Origin of the sequence: Devosia psychrophila (genome assembly GCF_000971275.1) — a bacterium.
GTDB lineage: Bacteria > Pseudomonadota > Alphaproteobacteria > Rhizobiales > Devosiaceae > Devosia > Devosia psychrophila.
In genome coordinates, this window is sequence record NZ_LAPV01000147.1 from 86569 (window position 1) to 107493 (window position 20925).

The following is a 20925-nucleotide window of genomic DNA, read 5'->3' on the forward strand; positions in this document are numbered from 1 at the left end:
ATGACAATCTCCCAATCATGAACCAGACCGACGCACCTCGCTCCGCCCTGCCCGATCCTGAAACCGCTCCCGAGCTGTTCGAGGGTGTGCTGACGCGACGAGTGTTTGCCTTTGCCATCGATCTGATCGTGATGGGCGCAATGATCCTGGCTTTCAGCCTTGTTGGGTTGATCGCCGGTTTCCTGACCTTTGGTCTGGCCTGGCTCGCCCTGTTCCTCGTCGTGCCGGCGACCATCGTGCTTTACTATGGCGCGACCCTGGGTTCGTCCAAGCGCGCCACCATCGGCATGCAGGTGATGGATATCGTGCTGACACCGACGCGCGGACAGCCGCTCGATGGCTGGATGGCGATCATCCATGCCGGCGTGTTCTGGCTGACGACCTGGATTTCCTGGCCGCTGTCGTTGCTGTTTGCCCTGCTCACCCCACGCCGGCAGATGATCCACGACCTTGTCGTCGGGACGTTGATGGTGCGCCGCTCGCCCATGGTCGCACACTGGCGCGCCCAGACATCCCAGGCGTATTGAACCGTTGCGGGGTATGATTGGTGAGCGTACACTCAACTGATCGCACTCAAGGGTCTTTGATGACCGACCAGACGCCCGAGACAACACAGCTCTTCCTGACTGCGGCCATGCCGTGCCCCTACCTGCCCGGCAAGCAGGAGCGGAAGCTGTTTACCCATTTGTCGGGCCGGCGGGCGTCCAGCCTGCATCATTTGCTGAGCGAAAATGGTTTCCGTCGCAGCCAGAACCTGATCTATCGCCCGGCCTGTGAGGGCTGCAACGCCTGCCAGTCGGTACGAATTGTCGCTAACGAGTTCGAGCCTTCCAGCCGGTTCCGGCGGGTGCTGCGGGCCAACGACGATATCGCGATCGAGGTCCGCCCCACGACGGCGACCAGCGAACAATATGACCTGTTCAAGCGCTATCTGGAATCGCGTCATGCTGGCGGCGGCATGAACCAGATGAGCTTTGTCGACTATGAGTACATGGTCGAGGATACGCCGGTGCAGTCCGTGCTGGTCGAGTATCGCCTGCGCGACCATCCGGACAACGCGCTGGTAGCGGTAGCTCTGACCGACGTGATGCCCGACGGGCTCTCGATGGTGTATTCCTTTTACGACCCCGATCTGGCGCATCGCAGCATGGGGACGTTTGTCATTCTCGACCACATCGCCCAAGTCCGCTCGGCGGCGCTGAACTATGTATATTTGGGCTACTGGGTAAAAGAGTCGCCCAAAATGGCCTACAAGGCGCTGTATCAGCCGCTCGAAGTGCAGCGCGGCACGCTGGGCTGGTGCCCGCTCGATTAGCGGCTGCTGCGCTCTCAAAGATGTACGGCGCGCTGCGCATCTGCTTGACCCTCGCCCATTCCCGTCTCCCGCCAGCAGGAGCAGCTTAACGCGCTTTCAGAGGTGGTGGACAAGATCGATGGGCCGATGATCCTGGCCGGGGATTTCAACACGACGACCTGGTCGTATTCGCTGCGCAACTTCGCGGCGCGGAACGGGTTTGTGCGGGAAGCGCTGAACATGCTCACATTCCCGATGAGCTGGTATTATTTCGACGCTTCGCGCGACACGCTGCCGTTCTTGCCGATGGATCATGTCATGACGCGGGGCGGCGTGGTGGTGCATGACATTCATACCGGGCGACCGACAGCGAGCGATCACCTGCCGGTGGTATTCAAGTTTTCGGTGAACTAGCCAAGCTTCATATCGAACACGATTAGCCCATCGGTGCCGCCTTCTAGCGCCGCGACGAGGCGTGAACCCGCAGCCTTGTGGGCTGGATGTTCGAGGTAGCGATCACGAGCCGCTTCGTCGGTCAAGTCCATGATGAAACCGTCATTTAAGCCCTGCCCTAGGCCCTCCGGCGAGACGTTGGGGCCGAATTCGGCAGAGATCAGGCCGTCGATCTGGCCCACCAGCGCGACGAGGCCTGCATAGATTTCCGCCCGCTCGTCGGAGCTGACGTCGGAACGGAATTTGACGAAAACGCAGTGGCGAATCATCCGACGAACCTGTTGTTGCGGGGGAAGCCGTTGGGGGGTTGGCGGCCGGCGGTGGCGCGGTCGGCGAGCCAATCGGTCAGCTCTTCCATCGGCTTGGTGTAGGTGCGGCCCGAACTGTCCGTCCAGGTCAAACCATCGGCCGCGTAGAAGGTCTTGAGGTCGGAGATGCCGCCGTCCTTATAGCGCTGCAGGCGGACGCCTTTGCCGCGGCCCATCTCGGCGAGCTGGGTTAGTGGGAATACCAAGAGCTTGCGATTTTGTCCGATGACGGCGACGCGGTCGCCATTGAGCGGCACCAAAAGGGCCGCTTCGTCGGGGGCACCGACGTTGAGGACCTGCTTGCCCTTGCGGGTATTGGCAATCATCTCATCTTCGCTGACGATGAAGCCGTAGCCCGAGGAGGAGGCGATGACGCGCTTCTGGCCGGGCTTGTAGACAAAGATATCGACGATATCCTGGCCCTCTTCGATATCGACCATGATGCGCACCGGCTCGCCCTGGCCGCGTCCGCCGGGCAGCTTGTCGCCGGCCAGCGTGTAAACCTTGCCGCCGGTGGTCAGCATCAGCAGCTTGTCGGTGGTCTCGCATTTGATCGAGAGCTTCAGGCGGTCGCCGGCCTTGTAGCCCTTCTCGTCGTTGACATCGACGGCATGGCCACGCGGCGCCCTGATCCAGCCCTTTTCGGACAGGATGACGGTGATCGGCTCGCGCTCGATGAAGGCTTCGGTGACTTCGTCGGCATTGGCGGTGGGCGTATCGCCCAGAATGGTGCGGCGGGCGCCGAGGAAATGCGGCGTACCGTCCGGATTGGTCAGTGGGTAGGCCTTTTTCAGCGCCTCGATTTCGCGGCTGATGACGCCCCACTGCCGCTTGTCGGAGCCGAGCAACGTTTCGAGACGCCCCTTTTCCTCGTTCAGCGTGGAGTGCTCCTTGCGCAGCTCGATTTCCTCGAGCTTGCGCAGAGACCGCAGTCGCATGTTGAGGATGGCTTCGGCCTGCACATCGGTGAGCTCGAAAGTGCTCATCAGGCTGGCCTTGGCATCATCCTCTTCGCGGATAATGCGGATCACCTCGTCGAGGTTGAGATAGGCGATGATGTAGCCGGCCAGCACTTCGAGCCGGTGCGCGATCTGTTCCAGCCGGTGCGTCGAGCGGCGGATCAGCACTTCCTTGCGGTGGTCGAGCCAGGCTTTGAGCACCTGCGGCAGGCTCATCACCTTGGGCGCGGTACCGCGATCAAGGACGTTGAGGTTGAGCGGGAAGCGCGTTTCAAGATCGGTAGTCTTGAACAGCTGCTCCATCAGGATCACCGCGTCGACGGTGCGGGCGCGCGGCTCGAGCACGAGACGGATGTCGTCGGAGCTTTCGTCGCGCACGTCCTTGAGCAGCGGCAGTTTCTTGGCCAGCAGCAGTTCGGCGATCTTTTCGACCAGCCGCGACTTCTGGATGCCGTAGGGAATTTCGGTGACGATGATGAGATAGACGCCGCGGGCGCTTTCCTCGATTTCCCACTTGGCGCGCAGGCGGAACGAGCCGCGACCGGTCTCATAGGAATGGGCAATGGAGGACGCGGATTCAACCAGCAGACCACCGGTGGGGAAGTCGGGGCCCTTCACGAACTGAGTCAGATCGTGGGCGGAAGCTGCTGGATTTACATTGATAAGATGCAGCGCGGCGTCGCACAGCTCGGAGACGTTATGCGGTGGAATGGACGTCGCCATGCCGACGGCAATGCCGGTCGAGCCGTTGGCCAAGAGGTTCGGGAAATTGGCGGGGAGGACGATGGGCTCCTCGTCTTCGCCGTCATAGGTGTCCTTGAAGTCGATGGCATTCTCGCCGATGCCTTCGAGCAGGCGCGTCGCCACGTCGGTCATGCGCGATTCGGTATAGCGCATGGCGGCAGCGCCATCGCCGTCGATATTGCCGAAATTGCCCTGGCCATCGACCAGCGGGTAGCGTAGCGCGAAATCCTGGGCCATGCGAACCAGCGCGTCATAGATCGACTGGTCGCCATGCGGATGGAACTTGCCGATTACGTCGCCGACGATACGGGCGGACTTCTTGTAGCCTTGGCCCGGATCGAGCTTGAGCAGGCGCATGGCGTGAATGATGCGGCGATGCACGGGCTTGAGCCCGTCGCGCGCATCGGGCAGTGCGCGCTGGGTGATGGTGGACAGGGCATAGGAGAGGTACCGCTCCTCGATGGCCTGCTTGAGATCGACGATGCGCTGGTCGTCGGCTGGCGGGAGGGTATCGCTATCAGACATAGGCAGGCATTCCGGGGGAACGAATCAGGAAAGCACTATAGCCGGTGAGGCCAGGGAGCTCATAATTTGCGGCGGGATTGCTGGGGTTCTACACGGTTTATGGACGTGCAGAGGCGCCGCCTGGGTGCGGGTTTCGAGGAGAGCAACGGTGGCGAGGCGCTTGCCTCGGGGTATTGGTTTAGTAATGAGGCAATCGCCTCGCCACCAGGTCGGGATTTGTCGTGGGTTGGGATCGTGCTGGCCATTATCGCAGACCAGCGCGCCCGATTTCCCCGCACGCAACAGGAGCGACCTCCCATTCCCGGCAGTCTCCATGCTCGTCACTCGTCATGACTGGCTCGAACGTGAAGATGGGAAGAGTATGGGGGATGGCATGGTGGGTGGGGATAAGTTTTGGTGAGGCAAGCGGCTGAAGAGTCTTTGTTGGGGTACCCCCACCTAGCCTCCCCCTGATGAGGGGGAGGAATCCGGCCGGTGGGTTTGATTGGATTGTGCCACAGACTGGATCGGCTCCTCCCCCTTTTCAGGGGGAGGTTGGGTGGGGGTATGCTTGCTTGTTTCGTACCATTCCCATTGCGGCTTTCAGAACGAGGTGATCAGCGTTTTGAGCACGGCGATCTCGCCGCGTGGGAAACATCTAGGATGGATTCCGGCCTTCGCCGGGATGACACGGCGCGTGGGGATATCGAAGATATATTTAGTCCCGCTCGCGGCTCAGCAGTTCCACGAGGCTATGCCGCATCGCTGGGCGTTCGACTTGCCTTGGGCCCCAGACGTGGGCCTCGAGGAAGTGGCTGGTGAGTTTGAGCGCGTCGGCGATGTCGTGGGGGCTGGCGTTGCCGCGGCCGGCGAGGAAGCTGGGGAGCGGCAGCAGGCGGTCGAGATAGGGTTGGGCGGCGGTGCGGGAAACGGCGCGGCCGGATTTTGGGGAGACGTGGGTGAGATCATCGGTGACGCCGGTGGCGGCGCAGGACGAGAGGTCAAGGCCGAAGCCGAGGTCGTCGAGCAGGGCCAGTTCGAACCGGGCCAGGTCGGCACCATCAGGGGTGCCGACGATCAGCCGAACGGCCATGCCGAGCAGGCGGTCGTTTGGGTCGCGTTCAGGCAGCAGATGCAGCAGTTCGCAGATGGTCTGGCTGAGATAGAGCCTGGTGCGATCGGCGATCAGTTCGGCGGCGCGGGCTTGCAGCAGCTCGACGGTGAACATGCCAAGCTGGTTTTCGAGGCGGGCACGCCAGGTGAGCTGGACGGTATTGCCAGGCTGCAGGGCCGCCGCCAGCCGCGTCGAGCGGCCACCGCGCACCAAGCCCAGATGGCGCCCCCTGCCCGCGACCATGGCCTCGGCAATGACGCTCGATTCGCCGTGGCGGCGGACACCGATCAGCAGGGCTTCAGCGGTCCATTCCATGGCGCGCTACAGCAAATTGGTGAACATGGCCACGAGCCAAATAGTGGCCAGTAGCCAAAGCAGCATGACAAGCGCCAGGCCGACGCGGCTAACCGGCTTGGCGGCGACCAGAGTGGCTGCGGCACGAAGTTCGGCCATCAGCGGCGGCGGGATCAGCTTGACGACCGCCAGAATGCCAAGCGGCACGATCAGCAGGTCATCGAGATAGCCCAGCACAGGCACGAAATCTGGAATCAGATCGATGGGCGATAGCGCGTAGGCAGCCACACATGTCGCCAGAATGCGCGCGGTCCAGGGCGTGCGGCTATCCTTGGCCGCCAGCCAGATGGCGATGACGTCGCGCTTGATCGAACGAGCCCATTGCTTGGCGCGGTCAAGCGCGGATGCCATCGCAGGTCAGTCCTTGCCGTGCGGGTATTCGAGGCCCATCTCGCGGTAGCGCTCGGGGTCGTCGCCCCACTTTTCGCGAACCTTGACGAACAGGAACAGGTGGATCGGTACTTCATACATGGCCATCAGTTCCTTGCGCGATTCAGCGCCGATCGACTTGATGGTCTGGCCGCCGGCGCCGAGCACGATCTTCTTGTGGCTCTCGCGCGAAAGGTAGATCACCTGATCGATCTTGTAGGAGCCATCCTTCTGGATCTTGAAGCTCTCGGTTTCGACGGTGGAATTATACGGAATTTCGTCATGCACGCGCAGGAACAGCTTTTCGCGGGTGATCTCGGCGGCGGTGATCGCCATGGTCAGGTCGGTGAGGTGATCCTCGGGAAAGTGCCACGGACCGGGCGGAATATGCTTGATGCACCAATCCATAAAATCGCTGACGCCATAGCCCTTTAAGGCGGAAATCATGAAGGTCGCTTCAAAGCGCAAATTGGCGTTGATCGCCTCGGAGAGCTTGAGCAATTCCTCGTTCTTGATGGTGTCGATCTTGTTGAGGATCAGGATGCGCGGGTGATTGATGTTGTCGAGACCCTCGAGCAGCTTTTCGAGTTCGGGGGTCAGTCCGCGGTCGACGTCGACGATCAGGGCGACGATGTCGGCGTCGCCGGCGCCGCCCCAGGCGCTATCGACCATGGCGCGGTCGAGCCGGCGCTTGGGGGCGAAAATGCCGGGCGTATCAATAAAAACCAGCTGTGACTTGTCGGTGGTCACGACGCCGCGCACCTGGCTGCGGGTGGTCTGCGCCTTGTGGGTGACGATGGAAACCTTGGTGCCGACCAGGGAATTCAGCAGTGTGGACTTGCCGGCATTGGGAGCGCCGACCAGCGCGATGAAGCCGCAGGAGGTGTCGGTGGGAGTTATTTCGGTCATTTGTCGTGCCTGTCGGTTTCTTGCCACACCTTCTGGGCGATCAGGAACAGTTCGGCGGCCTTGTGTTCGGCGATCTTCTTGGAAGGGCCGATAGCGCTCAACGGTTCGTAATCACCAAGGGTGACGGTGATGGTAAATTCGGGGGCGTGGTCGGGGCCGCGCCGCTCGGTCTGCGTATAGGTCGGGGGTTCCAGGCCACGGGCCTGGGCCCATTCCTGGAGGGTGGTCTTGGCATCGGCCTTGTTGGCAGAACCGTCGGCGAGGAATTCCTCGAACATTCGCTCGACGAATTCATGCGCCTTGGCCATGCCGCCGTCGCAATAGATGGCGCCGATCACGGCCTCGGTGACATCGCCGAGAATGGCTTCCTTTTCGGCGCCGCCGGTGCGGGCCTCGCTCTCGCCCAGGATCATGACCTGGCCGAGGTCCAGCGTGCGGGCGATGATGGCGCAGGTTTCCTTGCGGACCAGGGTGTTCAGCGTGCGGCTGAGTTCGCCCTCGTTGGCCTTGGGATAGCGGCGATACAGCATATCGGCCACAACGAGACCCAGAACCCGGTCGCCGAGGAATTCAAGACGCTGATAGGACTTTTCGATGCGCTTGGCGGGCGAAATGGCGCTGGAATGGGTAAGCGCGCGGTTCAGCAGGTCCGGATCGGCAAACTTGTAGCCGAGCCGGAACTGGAGTTTTTCAGTGTTGTGCGCGCCACGGCTCATTGATGCTGGGTGTCGACCGACTGGAACATGCGATCCCAGCGGACATTGGCCGGCCACTGCCACAGCTGCCACGGCGGAATATTGTCGGTGATGGAGAAGAAGCGGGCTTCGGCCTTGGCGATCAGGTTGACGGCCGGAACATAGCCGACCTGGCTGAGCACGCGGCTATCGGCCGAGCGGTCGCGATTGTCGCCCATCATGAAATAATGGCCGGCCGGCACGACATATTTGGAAGTGTTGTCGAGTGCGCCATTATCCGAGATTTCCTGGATGATGTGGTTGGTGCCCTCGGGGAAGGTCTCGCGGTAAACCGTCACTTCGCGGGTATCGCCACTGCTGTCGGTATCCTGAGCTTTGCCGACCTCTTCGCGCTCGACCATCACGTCATTGATGTAGAGACGGCCGGCGGTGACCTGGATGGTATCACCGGGCAGGCCGACCACGCGCTTGATATATTCGATATTCTGCGGCACCGGACGGAACACGGCGATATCACCGCGGTTCGGTTCGCGGCCGAAAATGCGGTTGCTGATCGGCAGCTCAAAATCGAGGGCGGTGAAATCGCCATAGCGGCCGAGCGAGAAGGAGTGCTTGCCGTAGCCCCAGACGAACTTGTTGGCGACAAAATAGTCGCCGATCATCAGGGTCTGCTGCATCGAAGCCGTGGGGATCGAGAACGGCTGATAGAGGAAAGAGCGCAGCACGATGGCGATCAGCAGCGCCTCGACCACGACAACAATGGTCTCCCACCATTCGCTGGCGGCAGACTTCTTGATAGACTTGTCGGCGGGCTGACTCATGGAATTCCCCGGAAATGCGTGGCGCAGGACTATTCCGTTGCGGAAGCCCGGTCAATCGGCAGCGCTTCGATGATGACGAAGGCTTGAGCGAGCCCGGCGTCGTCGGTGATCGTGATGTGGATGTGGGGTTCATGGCCGGGCGGCACAAGGCGGGCCAGGGCCTTTGCCGCGCCATTGGTCAGCCGCATGGTCGGCTTGCCCGATGGCAGGTTGACCACGCCCATGTCGCGCCAGTAGACGCCCCAGGAAATGCCGGTGCCCAAGGCCTTGGAGCAGGCCTCCTTCGCCGCGAAACGCTTGGCGTATGACGCTGCGCGCTGGGCACGGCGGTCGGATTTCTTCTGTTCGATATCGGTGAAGCAGCGCTGCACAAAGCGGTCGCCGTATTTTTCCAGCGTGCCGGCGATGCGGTGAATTTGGATCAGGTCGGACCCGAGGCCGATGATCATGGGGTGGCTCCCTTTGTTAGAGGGCACCCCCACCTAGCCTCCCCCTGACAGGGGGAGGGACTGCATCCAGTTTGGGACAAAACGGTGCCAAACTCACCCCACCTCCCCCTGTCCGGGCAAAAACTCACTTCACACCCTGGATGCCACGACTGCCCGGCTTGATTGCCGGGATGGCGGCCAGTTCGGGTGGCAATTGGTCGGCTGGATAGGCGGGGACCTTGAATTCGATCAGGCTGACCAGCGGTACGCCGACATCGGCTTCGCCGCCGGAGCGGTCGATCAGGCAGGCGGCAGCGACTACATTGGCGCCGATGCCGCGCAGGGCCTCGACGCATTCGCGGATCGAGAGGCCGGTCGAAACGATGTCTTCGACGACTATGACCTTGTCACCCGGCTCGATCTCGAAGCCGCGGCGCAGTTCGAACTTGCCTTCGACGCGCTCGGTGTAAAGCGCGGGCACACCAAGATGGCGCGAGGTTTCGTAGCCCGGGATAATACCGCCGATAGCGGGGGAAACGACCTTGGTCACGCCGGGGACTTCGGCCTTGATGCGTTCGGCCAGCGCCTTGCAGAGCTTTTCGGTCTGGTGAGCATATTGGAACACCTTGGCCTTTTGCAAAAAGACCGGCGAGCGCAGCCCCGAGGACAGGATGAAATGGCCTTCCAGCATGGCGCCGCATTCGCGGAAAATGGCGAGGACTTCATCTTTCGTCATCAGCAAACCTCTTGTCGACCTTGCCGTCCCATTCCAGCGTCGAGATCATGCCCGCTTCGCGGACCCCGGCGCGCTGAACGGCGGAAAGGCCGGGACTGCGCTTGAGCGTTGCCAGAACATCGGTGAGTTGCGCAAGGTCGCGCACTTCGATTTCAAAGATCATCTGGTGAAAGTCCGGCGAAATCATGCGCATCACCAGATTATTGATGTTGGCCTCGCAGGCGGCAATGGCGGCGGAAATCTGCGCCAGCGAGCCAGGCTTGTTGACGCTCTCCATGGTGATGACCGTGGGATAAAGCTTGTCGTCGGCGCTCTTGATGTTCCAGCGCACATCGACCCAGGCGACATCGCTGTCGTGCAGGTCGATCAGCGCTTCGGAATGGATTGGATAAACCAGCATGGGCTTGTCGGGCTGCAAAATGCCGACCAGCCGATCGCCCGGCACGACGCCCTCCCCCGATACCGATACCCGCATGTGGAAATCGAGTTGGGCCAGAGCCGTCTTGGCGTGCGGACCGGAGCGCTGGCCGCCGGGCACGCGGAAGCGGAACAGGTCGGTCGAGCGGAGCGCGAACCAACCATCGGCGGTATCGGCGACTGGCAGGTCAAGTTTGCGGCGACGCTTGCGCAGGCCCTTCACCTTGGCCAGTTCGACGCCGAGCGGCTCGGAGCCGATCTTGCCTTCGCCCACGGCAATCAGCAGTTCGCGGCGGCCGGGAGAGCCCAGAGCCTCGGCCAGCGCCTTGGCTTCGGAGTCGTCGAGCATGACGCCTTCACGTTCCAGCATCATGTTGAGCACATTCTCGCCCAGTGAGAAGGCCCGCTGAATGGTGGCGTGGCGCACTGAACGTCGAATGGCGGCGCGGGCCTTGCCGGTAGCGGCAATGCCCAGCCAGTTCATCGGTGGAACATGGTTCTGGTCGCGAATGATTTCGACTTCATCGCCCGATCGGAGCTGGGTGACCAGCGGCAGGATGGAGCCGTTGATCTTGGCACCCACGGTGGTGTCGCCGATATCGGTATGCAGCGCATAGGCAAAGTCGATCGGCGTCGCACCACGCGGCAGGGCGATCAAGCGACCGCGTGGCGTGAAGCAGAACACCTGGTCCTGGAACAGCTCCAGCTTGGTATATTCCAGGAAATCCTCGGTGGTGGAATTGCCGGTGGTCAGGTGGGCAATGGTGGAACGCAGCGAACCGTAGGCCTGGCTCTCATTCTCGATGCGGCTGAGGTCGGCCGAGGCGCCGTCCTTGTACAGCGCATGCGCAGCGATGCCGAATTCGGCGATGCGGTCCATTTCCTCGGTGCGGATCTGCAGCTCGGCGCGCTGGCGGCCGGGGCCAACGATGGTGGTGTGGATCGATTGGTAGTCGTTGTGCTTGGGGACCGAGATATAGTCCTTGAAGCGGCCGGGCACGACCTTCCACTTGGTGTGGACCACGCCGACGGTGTGATAGCACTCGTCAATCGAACCGACGATGACCCGGAAGCCGATCATGTCGGACAGCTGTTCCAGCGCAATCGACTTGCGCTCGATTTTGTTGAAGATCGAGAACGGCGACTTCACCCGCGCCTTGACCCGGGCGGCGATGCCTTCGGCGGAAAGGCGCTCGCTGAGCTCGGTCGAAATGGTCGAAATGGTCTCGCGATACTCGGCCTGCATCTCGTCGAGACGCGCCATGATCGCTTCGTAGTGATCGGGCTGGAGAATCTTGAACGAGATGTCTTCCAGCTCGTTGCGCATGTCCTGCATACCCATGCGGCCAGCGAGCGGGGCATAGATATCCATGGTTTCCTGGGCAATACGCGTGCGCTTATCGGGCGGCATGTATTGCAGGGTGCGCATATTGTGCAGGCGGTCGGCAAGCTTGACCAGCAGCACGCGCACGTCCTGGCTGATCGCCAGCAGCAGCTTGCGGAGGTTTTCGGCCTGCGCCTCCTCGCGCGAAACCAGGTTGAGGCGTTCGATCTTGGTCAGGCCATCGACGATGGCGCCAATTTCAGGGCCGAACAGCAGATCGATCTCGGCGCGGGTGGCGTCGGTGTCCTCGATGGTGTCGTGTAACAGCCCAACGGCGATTGAAGCATCATCGAGCTTGAGCTCGGTCAGGATGGCCGCGACTTCGAGCGGATGATTGAAATAGGGGTCGCCCGAGGCACGCTTCTGCGAGCCATGCTTTTGCATGGCGTAGACATAGGCCTTGTTCAACAACTGCTCGTCGACGTTCGGGTTATAGGCCTGAACGCGTTCGACAAGCTCATACTGACGCATCATGGGAGGAGATCGCCGCAAGCTTAAAAAATGAGCTTAGCGCTTTGAAAGAAAATGGGAAGAGTGAGTGGCGGAGTATCTGAGTTGTGGCGGGATGGGAAGGCGTTGCGGTGACGCTGCCGCTGCTTCGGTGACGCACCTTAGTATCGCACACACAGTCAGCTCTGTGGCTCCCATCACCCCACCCTCAGTCCCTCCCCATTCAGGGGAGGGAGGCGCCAGCTCAAACGCAAGTGTTCATCGCCTCCCTCCCCCTTGTGGGGAGGGAATGAGGGTGGGGTGGTTGGGCCCAAATGCGGGTTCAACATCCCACAAGCAAAAACACCCCCGGCTTACGCCGAGGGTGTGAAATGCATTGAGCGACCAGTCTTAGTCGTCGCGGCGTTCTGGGGGTGCGAGGCTTTCGATGCCGCGCAACAGTTCTTCTTCGCTGATGGTGTCGAAGTTCATCGAATCATCGCCATTGGCGCTTTCGATCATTGGGGCGGCGTGCTCTTCGGGCTCGTCCACTTCGACATACTTCTGCAGCGAGTGGATCAGGTCTTCGCGCAGATCGTCCGGCGAAATGGCGCCGTCGCCGATTTCACGCAGGGCAACCACGGGATTTTTATCATTGTCACGCGAGACGGTGATCTGCGCGCCAGAGGAGATCATGCGCGCACGGTGCGCTGCCATGAGAACGAGATCGAAGCGGTTTTCGATCTTTTCGATGCAGTCTTCAACGGTGACGCGTGCCACGAACGTCTCCAAAATTTGTGGAATGAAAGCTTCCCATACACGACCCCCCTTCCCGGTACAAGGATGCCGTGTCCGATTAAGCGGTACGCCGGAAAGTAATTGCGACGGCTACCTCTCGTTTCAGGAGAAGCAAGCAGCCCTACCCCCGGCCACCTTCTTTCATGATGCGGGATTTGTCGCGGTTCCAGTCGCGGTTGCGCTCGGTTTCGCGCTTGTCGTAGTTCTTCTTGCCCTTGCCGACGCCGATCAACAGCTTGGCGCGGCCCTGGTCGTTGAAGAACAGTTTTAGCGGCACGATGGTATTGCCGGCGCGGGAGACTTCTTCGCCGAGATGGGCAAGCTGCTTGCGCGAGACGAGGAGTTTGCGCGGGCGCTTTTCCTCGTGGTTGAAGCGGTTGGCCTGCAGATATTCGGGAATGTGGCAGTTGATCAGCCACAGCTCGCCCTTTTCAGGCGAGGCGTAAGATTCGGTGATCTGGGCCTTGCCCAGGCGCAGGGATTTGACCTCGGTGCCGGTCAGCACGATGCCGGCTTCCATGGTTTCACCGATTTCGTAATCGTAGCGCGAGCGACGGTTTTCAGCCACGAGACCGTGGCTGATCACACCGTTCTTTGCTTTGTCGTTTTTAGGAGTCATAGGAGGTTAGATAAGACCTGCGTGGGCAATTGCAAAGTCCATGGCGTCGGCCGTGGGCTTGGTTACCGGGGTGAGCGGCAGGCGCAGCTCGTTGGCGCAGAGGTTGAGCCGATTGGCCACATATTTGGCCGGGGCCGGATTTGGCTCCATGAACAAGTCCTTGTGCAGATAGGCCAGCTTGTCGTTGATGGCGCGGGCGCCGACGAAATCGCCGGCCAGCGACAGTTCCTGCATCTGCGAGCAGAGGCGCGGCGCAACGTTGGCGGTGACCGAAATGCAGCCGTGACCGCCATGGGCGTTGAAGCCGAGCGCCGTGCTGTCATCGCCGGAGAGCAGGATGAAATCATGGCCCAGCTTGAGGCGCTGCATGGTGGCGCGCTCGAGATTGCCGGTGGCATCCTTGACGCCGATAATATTGGGATGAGCTTCATGCAGCCGCGCGATTGTATCGACGGTGAGGTCGACGATGGTGCGACCCGGCACACTGTAGAGAATGACCGGAATACCGACAGCCTTGGCCACGGCGGAGAAGTGCTGGAACAGCCCTTCCTGGTTGGGCTTGTTATAATAGGGCACGACCGACAGGACGGCATCGGCGCCGGTGTCTTCGGCGAACTTGGCCAGCGATACGGCTTCGGCAGTCGAATTGGAGCCGGCACCGGCAACAACCGGCACGCGCTTGTTGGCGACTTCGACGCAGATTTCCACGACGCGGCGATGCTCTTCGTGGCTGACGGTCGGGCTTTCGCCCGTCGTGCCGACCGGCACAAGGCCATGGCTGCCTTGGGCAATCTGCCACTCGACAAAGCTGGCGAAGGCTTTCTCATCGACTAACCCATTGAGCATGGGAGTGATGAGCGCCGTAATAGATCCTCGCAGCATTTGCCGAAAATTCCTCAAACTGGATTGCCACAGTTCCGTCGTGGCAGGGTGTCATAAAGCGGCTTGAACGCCGTTTTCACGCGGCGCACCATAGTTTTTATCGGGCAGCATCACAACGCTTTGTTGCGCCCAAACCAGCACGGTCCATGGAGTGGCAACGCGATGTTTACCCAATGCGGGTAACGTCGGGTTAACCGCGAGGATGGGGCAACCTTGCTGGACCTAGTAGACGCGTACCAGCAGGACGGCAGATGCAGCAGGGCTTTCGAGCAGGCGTCATCGCAGCGGTTTTGGGTCTGGCGAGCTTTGCCCCCCTTTTCCTTGTGACGGCCAACGAAGCGATCGACGGGATGACCACCGGCTCCATTCCGGCGAGCGTCGCCGTGCCTGCAGTGAATGCCAAGGGCAGCGCGGAGTTTCAGGCGACTTTGAAGGTGCTGACCGACGGCGCTGCGGGCGCGGCGTTTGCGCAGGCGGAAAGCCTGACCGACGTCGTGGAGCGCCAGGCCATTCAGTGGGCGGCGATCCAGTTCAACAGCGGCAAGATCGGCTATCGGGCGATTGCGGATTTCGCGGCGGATGCGCCGGAGTTTGCGCCGGAAAGCCTCTATCGCACGCGGATCGAGCAATCGCTACTTGATGCCGATACAACCGGAGCGGCGGTGGTTGCGGCATTCGATGGGGCGACGCCAGGCACGGTGGATGGCAAGATCATGCTGGCCGTGGCCTGGTTGGCCGAAGGCGATACGCAGCGTGCTGCGAGCCTGGCCAGGAGCCTGTGGATCGACAATTTTCTGACGGAAAAGCAGGAAGCCGAGGTTAGCGAAAAGCTTGGCAGCCTGCTCGATCGTGACGCCCATTGGGCGCGCGCTATCCACCTGATGATGCATGACCGGGCGCGCGGCAGCGAGCGGCTGCTGCCACATCTGACCGCAGCGCAGAAAACGCTGGTGGTGGCGCGAGCCGCCGTGTCGCGCAATGATGCGGACGCCAAGGCGCTGCTCGACAAGGTCGATCCGAGCCTGCGCAGCAACCCGGTCTATATCTATTCGCGGGCGCAGCGCGCCCGGCAGTTCGAGCTGTGGAGTGACGCGGTCGCGTGGCTCGACAAGGCGCCCGAAATACTGCCTGACGCCGACGAGTGGTGGTATGAGCGGCGCGCATTGCTGCGCAAGCTGCTCGATGCTGGCCAGCCCAAACTCGCCTACCGCGCCGCCGCTGGCTACACCAATGGGCCAGAAGGCCGCATGGTGGATGCCCTGTTTCAGGCCGGCTGGATTGCGCTGTCTTTTCTTGACGATGCCGAAGCCGCGCGCGGTCATTTCACCCAGCTGACGACGCATACCACCCTGCCCGACAGCATCAGCCAGGCGAACTATTGGCTGGCTCGCGCTCAAGTCGCCTTGGGCGATACCGAGGCGGCCCAAGCGGCGCTGGAAAAGGCCGCGGCGTTCAGCACGGTCTATTATGGGCAGTTGGCCCGGACTGAACTGGGCCGGAATGGCGTGGGCATTCGCCCCTTGCCCGAAGCCGGCACCAGCCCGACGCTGTTTAATGCAAAGCCTGTCGTGCGGGCGGTGCGCCTGCTTGCGACCAATGGCCAGACGCGGCTGGCGATACCGCTGCTGCGCCATTTCGGCACCACGCTCAGCCATGGTGGAGACCTGCTGCTGGCCGCGAGATTGGCCGAGGAAATCGGTGCGCATCAGGTGGCCATTTCAATCGCTGCCATTGCCGACCAGCGTGGCACGCCGCTCGATGCGTTCAGCTTTCCCAACGACGCGCGCCTCGCCAAAGCGGAACTCGCGGCCGACAGGGCGGCGGTCTATGCGGTGATGCGGCAGGAATCGATGTTCCAAGTCGATGCGGTGTCATCGGCTGGCGCGCGGGGCCTCATGCAGTTAATGCCCGGCACGGCCAAGGAAGTGGCCCGCAAGGTGGGCGTGGATTATTCGCCGGGACGGCTGGTCAGCGACCCAGCCTATAACGCCCTGCTCGGCTCGACCTATCTTGGCACCCAGCTTGAACGTTATGACGGCTCGCTGGTGCTGGCGGCAGCGGCGTACAATGCGGGGCCGGGGAATGCTAACAAATGGATCAAGGCTTATGGCGACCCGCGCACGGACAATGTGGACCCGGTGATCTGGGTCGAGCTGATCCCGTTTCAGGAAACGCGGACTTATGTGAAGCGCGTGCTGGGCAATTATCTGGTGTATCGCGAACGGCTCGGAGATGAGCCGCTGCCGTTGCAACAGGCGCTGCGCACAATTCGATAGTGGGGTAACTGCATTTGCCCGCTTGAGGGGGTGTTGATGCTGCCTCTACACTGCCGGAATGGCTCGCAAACGCACCGTCCCTACCGATCACCCCGCCTTTTCCGGCATGCCCGTTACCATGGTGACGCTGGCCGCAGGGCTAAGCGCTGTCGTGCATATCGCCGGAAGGTTGTCGAGCCGTCGCCTTCCGGTGGTGTGCATCGCCGGCTATCAACGCAACATGAGCGATTTCGCCGACTTCGCCGCCTATTTCCGTCGCGCCGGCGGTGGGGAATGGCCGGTGGTGCTGATGGACCTGCCGGGTCGCGGTCGGGCCGATGATCGGGCCAAGGCAGCGGACTACAGCTCGCTGGCGGATGCTCGCGATGTTGCTTCGGTGATGACCGCCCTCGGCATTGGCCGGGCTATCGTGCTTGGACAGGGGCATGGCGGACAGGTGGCCATGGCGCTCGCTGCCAGCCATCCGCTGCTGATCGCCGGAACGGTATTGCTGGATTCCGGGCCGGTGACAGATTCACGCGGTCTCGTGCGCCTGCGCAACAACTGGACGCATATAGAGGCCCTGCGCGGCGCCAAATCCGTGACCTCAGGTTTCAGGCGCATTCTAGGGGGTGACTATCCCGGCCTGCCCGATGCTCGCCTCGATGCCTTGATGGGCCGCACCCATTATACCGATAATCGCGGGCGCGCCCGTCCGCTCTATGACCGTCGGCTGATCGAGGCTTTGGCCAGCATCAATTTCGATGACGTGCTGATGGCACAGTGGCCGCTGTTCGATGCGTTGAGCTGCGCACCGCTGATGCTGCTGCGCACGCAACTGACCGACCAGTTGCGTCGGGAAACCTACGACGAAATGACCCGGCGGCGGCCTGACGCAATGGCCTTGACCATTGCAGGCCAAGGCTCGCCGGCGCTGTTCGACCAGCGTGAGGAAATCGAGGCGGTGGCCGAATTCGTCATCCGCACCAGCAATCGCTTGCTGGGCAAGGCGGCCTAGGCGTCGGCTTTCACCCTGGTCATTTTGGCCGCCTGTTCGACCCAGCGTTCGCGGCCAATACGGCCCTTGAAGGCCAGTTGGTCATCGACCCAATCCACATTGGCCTTAGTCCAGCCGGCGATCTGGTCAAAGTGGTAGATGCCCAAACCGTTGAGCGACGCTTCGATCTTGGGGCCGATGCCCTTGATCTGCTTGAGGTTATCGGCAGCTTTACCGCGCGGCGCCAAGAGAGCCGCCGGTGCTCGATCCATAGATTTGGTCGTACGGCTGGACGGTTGGGGCCGCGAAGCAATGACGGGCGGTTCTATGACGCGTGGCTGCACCACCCTCGCCGGGGCCGGCATGGGTTCATCAACCCTCGCAGCCAGCCGAGCGGCAGGACTGCGGCTGCGTTTGATTTCTGGCAGCGCCATGGCCGCGGCGGAGGTGGCAATCGCCGTCCGCTGGCGTGTGCCCCTCGCGGCATAAAGCACTCGCCTTATGCCATAGCCGAGCACGCAGCCCAACAGATAGGCCGCCAGCACCAGCAGCGCCGTCTCCATCAGGTGGGTGGTGTCGAGCAGCATCGGGTCAAGCCTTTGGCGGGGCGAAACTGCGCCAGCCGACCACGAGGCCGATCAGTGTAGCCGCCAGCAGGTAGGGCCAATAGACGCCCAGCAGATAGGTCAACCCGTCCCAGTCCATCTTAGCTTCCTAGTCTCCAGCCCTCACCGTAACCACTATGCGGCGGTTGATGTGCTTGCCCTCGGCCGTCGCGTTGTCGGCGATGGGCGCGGATTCGCCATAGCCCACGGCATAGAGCCTATCGGCAGCGACGCCGCGCTGGATCAGCGCATTGACCACGGCCTCGGCCCTCCCCACCGACAAGGCCATGTTTAGCGCCTCGTCGCCATCGGCATCGGTGTGGCCTTCGATATGCACAGTGGCGCTGGGACAGGCCGCCAGATCGATTGACAACTCATCCAGTGCGGACATGGATTCGGCCGCGATAGCGGCGGCACCAGACTTGAAGAAGATTGCATTGCGGGCGGAGAACTGCGCCACGGGGGCCGCGCAGGCGACCACGTCAGGCGACTCTGGTGCAGCGGGGGTGGAAGCCGGTGCGGTCGGTTCGACCACGGGAGCTACGGGTTCAGGTTCGGGAACTGGAGTCTGTGCCACGACGCCGGGTTCGACAACGGCGGGTTCTACAGTTGGCGCCGGCTCGGGGAAGGTTTCGGCCGCAACGGCAGGCTGGTAGACGTCGATGTTCCACTCATCGGGTGGCGTAGATCCGGAGGTAATGGCATTGCCAACCACATCGGAGGCGCCGTTATCGACAAGTTGTCCCTCGACGGACCAGGTCTTGCCATCAAAACTCGCGACCCCCTCGGAAAGACCCGCCAGCGACGACACTGCCGCCAATGCATCTTCGATGAAACCCTGCGGCGCGCCGGGGCTAACGCTGGTTTGATCAGCAAAGCCCTGTCCTGCCCGCACCGCCATGACGCGCTGAAACGCGGCGGCCGGTACATTGCCGGTCGCGGTGATGGCGCCGTCAGCCGCCTTCGTCGCCGACCAGAGATAGGGCTCCATGGCCGCCGGCTCCGGCGCCGCTTCGGCGACAACGGGAGCTTCGGCGACGGCCATGGACCAGCCCGCCGCAGCGAGCTGCTTGCCGGAAAACTCGGCATCGATGGCGGCACGATCCTCAGCAGATTTTGCGGTACCGGCAATGGTCCAGCCGCTGCCGTCGAAGCTGATAGAGCCGTTGTTCAATCGGTTAATCAGGTCCAAGGCCGTTTCGGCCAAGCTGAGGAAATTGTCCGGCTCGCCCGATGCATAGATTAGCGCTTCGGCGGCGGTTGTGCCTACTGCAGCGAGCAGCGTGGCTTTCGCCTCAGGGCTCGGCACGAGGCCAGACAAGGCTATCGCCCCGGCCTCGTTCTTGCTTACCTGCCAATTATAGGTGGACGCCATGGGGGCCCGGATTTCGGCTTGCGCCAGGACCAGACCTTGCGGGGCACCATTGGACAGGCTGGCGCGCAGTTTTTCGTAATCCTCGCCCGACCGCGCCACGCCCGACAGGGTCATGATGTTGTCGCGCAGAGCAAAACGTCCCTCCGCCATCATGTCGAGCGCGGCGAGACCAAAATCTGCTGCAGACTGGTAGCGCTCCGGCGCACCGCGGCCGAGTTTGAGGTAATTGACATCGGCGCCTTCGCGCTGGCCAAAGGCCTTACGGGTCGCTTCATCGGGTGCATAGCCGTCAAACACCACGACACCGCCGGCCTGGCGCGATGCGCTCATCCAGTAATCAGGGATGCGGGGCGGCTCGAGCGTGATGATGCTGCCCGATGGCTGCAGCGCGTCGATCACGGCCTGGGCGATTTCCAGGCTCGGCGGCGCGCCGGTCAAGGTGCTCTGGGTGCCGCTGATGGAAACGGCGCCATGTTCCAGCCTCGACAATTGCTCGATCAAAGTCTGGGAAAGCTCTGAGAAACCTGCAGGTTCACCTGACCCTAGTGTCAAACCTGTGGCCACTGGAATGCCCGATACATCGGCCGTGCGCAGGCGTTCGGCCGCGGCGTCATCCGGCACGAAACCGGTGACATCAATGCGCTTGCCGTCGAACGCCGCACTCCACTCATATGGATCAACGAGTGCCGGCGTGATCTTCACCTCACGAAGGGTCAGCCCCGCCGGAGCGCCGGCGCGCATGACGATCAGCAGATCGCGATAATCCCGTTCGGATTTGGCGCGTCCAGTCACGTCTAGCGTGGTGTCGGAGACACTGATCTGCCCCTGATCGAAGTATTTTAGGTTGTCGATGGCGAATTCTGCCCCGGCGATCCACATTCGCCGCTCCGGCATGCCAGACCGCAATTCGAGCGGCGCGATATCGAGCCCTGCCCTCTGCACCAGCCGTTGCTTTGTTAGCTTGTCAGGAACCGCGCCCGTCAGTTGGGTTCCCTCCGGCACAACCGTCGCCGTGAACGCATATGGGCTGGCGAGCGGTGCCAAGGTTACGTCGCTCATCACACTACGGACACCTTGAACCGCGTCGAGCCGAGTGATCGCAGCCTGCAAGATGGCCTGATCGGTAACGGTACCCGACAGTTTCAAGGCGAGGCCATCGAGCGCTACCTCTGCCCAGGCGTAGCCGCCGGACTGCATGGCGTCCGTGGCCCGCGCTGTCAGATCGTTACTGATGTCGGCCGACGTCATCGCCAGGCACAAGGTGGTGCCGCCCAAGACAGTGGCAAGTCCCGGCACGACCCACTTGACGAGGTCCCTGATCATTCTCAATCCATTAAATGTCCGCAATTGCAGCAACGCTAGAGCATTTCGCTTCCTCATGGGAACCAAAATGACGCCCGCAACCATTTGATTTTACAGGATTATTCTGGGCGGCGGAGAAATCGCCCGTAGCCCGTCCGAGAAAATCGAAGAATC

At 61.9% G+C, this 20925-nt stretch carries 20 protein-coding genes; 5 read left to right on the plus strand and 15 right to left on the minus strand.

What is annotated here, in order from left to right; genetic code table 11:
- Positions 1 to 17 precede the first annotated feature (17 nt).
- The 3 genes from WH91_RS16605 to WH91_RS16615 are packed head-to-tail and all read left to right on the plus strand — an operon-like array spanning position 18 to position 1708.
- Complete coding sequence (locus WH91_RS16605) at positions 18 to 527, plus strand: RDD family protein (protein ID WP_046172109.1); 510 nt, start codon at positions 18 to 20, stop codon at positions 525 to 527.
- 59 nt (positions 528 to 586) lie between these two features.
- A complete protein-coding gene (locus WH91_RS16610) occupies positions 587 to 1315 on the plus strand; it encodes an arginyltransferase (protein ID WP_046172110.1) in 729 nt (242 codons plus the stop codon).
- 57 nt (positions 1316 to 1372) lie between these two features.
- Positions 1373 to 1708 (plus strand): endonuclease/exonuclease/phosphatase family protein, encoded by a 336-nt coding sequence (locus WH91_RS16615; RefSeq protein WP_342028109.1) that lies wholly within the window; start codon positions 1373 to 1375, stop codon positions 1706 to 1708.
- Here the strand turns inward: WH91_RS16615 and WH91_RS16620 are convergent.
- The 13 genes from WH91_RS16620 to dapA all read right to left on the minus strand — a co-directional run bounded on the left by WH91_RS16620 (position 1705) and on the right by dapA (position 14217).
- Positions 1705 to 2016, minus strand: coding sequence for a Dabb family protein (locus tag WH91_RS16620; protein ID WP_046172112.1), 312 nt, complete (start codon positions 2014 to 2016; stop codon positions 1705 to 1707). The genes WH91_RS16615 and WH91_RS16620 overlap by 4 nt on opposite strands.
- Positions 2013 to 4283 (minus strand): DNA topoisomerase IV subunit A, encoded by a 2271-nt coding sequence (gene parC / locus WH91_RS16625; RefSeq protein ID WP_046172113.1) that lies wholly within the window; start codon positions 4281 to 4283, stop codon positions 2013 to 2015. The genes WH91_RS16620 and parC overlap by 4 nt, the downstream gene beginning before the upstream one ends.
- 697 nt (positions 4284 to 4980) lie before the next feature.
- Positions 4981 to 5691 (minus strand): DNA repair protein RecO, encoded by a 711-nt coding sequence (gene recO, locus WH91_RS16630; protein ID WP_046172114.1) that lies wholly within the window; start codon positions 5689 to 5691, stop codon positions 4981 to 4983.
- A 6-nt stretch (positions 5692 to 5697) separates the two neighbouring features.
- On the minus strand, positions 5698 to 6081 hold the full coding sequence (locus WH91_RS16635) for a YkvA family protein (RefSeq protein WP_046172115.1): 384 nt from the start codon (positions 6079 to 6081) through the stop codon (positions 5698 to 5700).
- Positions 6082 to 6087: 6 nt separating this feature from the next.
- A complete protein-coding gene (gene era, locus WH91_RS16640; protein WP_046172116.1) occupies positions 6088 to 7008 on the minus strand; it encodes a GTPase Era in 921 nt (306 codons plus the stop codon).
- On the minus strand, positions 7005 to 7724 hold the full coding sequence (gene rnc / locus WH91_RS16645; RefSeq protein ID WP_046172117.1) for a ribonuclease III: 720 nt from the start codon (positions 7722 to 7724) through the stop codon (positions 7005 to 7007). Before rnc ends, era begins: the two co-directional genes overlap by 4 nt.
- Positions 7721 to 8524 carry a signal peptidase I gene (gene lepB / locus WH91_RS16650; protein ID WP_046172118.1) on the minus strand — a complete coding sequence of 268 codons (804 nt, stop codon included), beginning with the start codon at positions 8522 to 8524 and terminating at the stop codon, positions 7721 to 7723. Before lepB ends, rnc begins: the two co-directional genes overlap by 4 nt.
- A 29-nt stretch (positions 8525 to 8553) precedes the next feature.
- On the minus strand, positions 8554 to 8973 hold the full coding sequence (acpS, locus tag WH91_RS16655) for a holo-ACP synthase (protein ID WP_046172119.1): 420 nt from the start codon (positions 8971 to 8973) through the stop codon (positions 8554 to 8556).
- 124 nt (positions 8974 to 9097) lie between these two features.
- A complete protein-coding gene (gene pyrE / locus WH91_RS16660; RefSeq protein WP_046172120.1) occupies positions 9098 to 9688 on the minus strand; it encodes an orotate phosphoribosyltransferase in 591 nt (196 codons plus the stop codon).
- Positions 9675 to 11963, minus strand: a complete 2289-nt coding sequence (locus tag WH91_RS16665) for a RelA/SpoT family protein (protein WP_046172121.1) — start codon at positions 11961 to 11963, stop codon at positions 9675 to 9677. The genes pyrE and WH91_RS16665 overlap by 14 nt, the downstream gene beginning before the upstream one ends.
- Positions 11964 to 12329: 366 nt before the next feature.
- Positions 12330 to 12698, minus strand: coding sequence for a DNA-directed RNA polymerase subunit omega (rpoZ, locus tag WH91_RS16670; RefSeq protein ID WP_046172122.1), 369 nt, complete (start codon positions 12696 to 12698; stop codon positions 12330 to 12332).
- Positions 12699 to 12837: 139 nt separating this feature from the next.
- Positions 12838 to 13335 (minus strand): SsrA-binding protein SmpB, encoded by a 498-nt coding sequence (smpB, locus tag WH91_RS16675; RefSeq protein ID WP_046172123.1) that lies wholly within the window; start codon positions 13333 to 13335, stop codon positions 12838 to 12840.
- A 6-nt stretch (positions 13336 to 13341) separates the two neighbouring features.
- The gene (gene dapA, locus WH91_RS16680; protein ID WP_046172124.1) at positions 13342 to 14217 is read right to left on the minus strand and encodes a 4-hydroxy-tetrahydrodipicolinate synthase; all 876 of its coding nucleotides are present in this window, start codon (positions 14215 to 14217) and stop codon (positions 13342 to 13344) included.
- 251 nt (positions 14218 to 14468) lie between these two features.
- On the opposite strand from dapA, the gene WH91_RS16685 reads away from it, so the two are divergent.
- Both WH91_RS16685 and WH91_RS16690 read left to right on the plus strand, forming a co-directional pair.
- Positions 14469 to 16493 (plus strand): lytic transglycosylase domain-containing protein, encoded by a 2025-nt coding sequence (locus WH91_RS16685; RefSeq protein ID WP_052952903.1) that lies wholly within the window; start codon positions 14469 to 14471, stop codon positions 16491 to 16493.
- Positions 16494 to 16551: 58 nt separating this feature from the next.
- A complete protein-coding gene (locus WH91_RS16690) occupies positions 16552 to 17490 on the plus strand; it encodes an alpha/beta fold hydrolase (RefSeq protein WP_046172125.1) in 939 nt (312 codons plus the stop codon).
- Here the strand turns inward: WH91_RS16690 and WH91_RS22740 are convergent.
- Together WH91_RS22740 and WH91_RS16700 are read right to left on the minus strand one after the other, a co-directional pair.
- On the minus strand, positions 17487 to 18056 hold the full coding sequence (locus tag WH91_RS22740) for a hypothetical protein (protein WP_052952904.1): 570 nt from the start codon (positions 18054 to 18056) through the stop codon (positions 17487 to 17489). The two genes, WH91_RS16690 and WH91_RS22740, sit on opposite strands and share 4 nt — an antisense overlap.
- A gap of 127 nt (positions 18057 to 18183) precedes the next feature.
- The gene (locus tag WH91_RS16700) at positions 18184 to 20772 is read right to left on the minus strand and encodes an OmpA family protein (RefSeq protein WP_046172126.1); all 2589 of its coding nucleotides are present in this window, start codon (positions 20770 to 20772) and stop codon (positions 18184 to 18186) included.
- Positions 20773 to 20925: the final 153 nt, after the last annotated feature.

What these genes read in the sequence shown, in the direction of transcription:
- WH91_RS16605 (WP_046172109.1), top strand. Translation starts at nt 18, where the DNA reads ATGAACCAGACCGACGCACCTCGCTCCGCCCTGCCCGATCCTGAAACC.
- WH91_RS16610 (WP_046172110.1), top strand. Translation starts at nt 587, where the DNA reads ATGACCGACCAGACGCCCGAGACAACACAGCTCTTCCTGACTGCGGCC.
- WH91_RS16620 (WP_046172112.1), bottom strand. Translation starts at nt 2,016, where the DNA reads ATGATTCGCCACTGCGTTTTCGTCAAATTCCGTTCCGACGTCAGCTCC.
- parC (WP_046172113.1), bottom strand. Translation starts at nt 4,283, where the DNA reads ATGTCTGATAGCGATACCCTCCCGCCAGCCGACGACCAGCGCATCGTC.
- recO (WP_046172114.1), bottom strand. Translation starts at nt 5,691, where the DNA reads ATGGAATGGACCGCTGAAGCCCTGCTGATCGGTGTCCGCCGCCACGGC.
- WH91_RS16635 (WP_046172115.1), bottom strand. Translation starts at nt 6,081, where the DNA reads ATGGCATCCGCGCTTGACCGCGCCAAGCAATGGGCTCGTTCGATCAAG.
- era (WP_046172116.1), bottom strand. Translation starts at nt 7,008, where the DNA reads ATGACCGAAATAACTCCCACCGACACCTCCTGCGGCTTCATCGCGCTG.
- rnc (WP_046172117.1), bottom strand. Translation starts at nt 7,724, where the DNA reads ATGAGCCGTGGCGCGCACAACACTGAAAAACTCCAGTTCCGGCTCGGC.
- lepB (WP_046172118.1), bottom strand. Translation starts at nt 8,524, where the DNA reads ATGAGTCAGCCCGCCGACAAGTCTATCAAGAAGTCTGCCGCCAGCGAA.
- acpS (WP_046172119.1), bottom strand. Translation starts at nt 8,973, where the DNA reads ATGATCATCGGCCTCGGGTCCGACCTGATCCAAATTCACCGCATCGCC.
- pyrE (WP_046172120.1), bottom strand. Translation starts at nt 9,688, where the DNA reads ATGACGAAAGATGAAGTCCTCGCCATTTTCCGCGAATGCGGCGCCATG.
- WH91_RS16665 (WP_046172121.1), bottom strand. Translation starts at nt 11,963, where the DNA reads ATGATGCGTCAGTATGAGCTTGTCGAACGCGTTCAGGCCTATAACCCG.
- smpB (WP_046172123.1), bottom strand. Translation starts at nt 13,335, where the DNA reads ATGACTCCTAAAAACGACAAAGCAAAGAACGGTGTGATCAGCCACGGT.
- dapA (WP_046172124.1), bottom strand. Translation starts at nt 14,217, where the DNA reads ATGCTGCGAGGATCTATTACGGCGCTCATCACTCCCATGCTCAATGGG.
- WH91_RS16685 (WP_052952903.1), top strand. Translation starts at nt 14,469, where the DNA reads ATGCAGCAGGGCTTTCGAGCAGGCGTCATCGCAGCGGTTTTGGGTCTG.
- WH91_RS16690 (WP_046172125.1), top strand. Translation starts at nt 16,552, where the DNA reads ATGGCTCGCAAACGCACCGTCCCTACCGATCACCCCGCCTTTTCCGGC.
- WH91_RS22740 (WP_052952904.1), bottom strand. Translation starts at nt 18,056, where the DNA reads ATGCTGCTCGACACCACCCACCTGATGGAGACGGCGCTGCTGGTGCTG.
- WH91_RS16700 (WP_046172126.1), bottom strand. Translation starts at nt 20,772, where the DNA reads ATGATCAGGGACCTCGTCAAGTGGGTCGTGCCGGGACTTGCCACTGTC.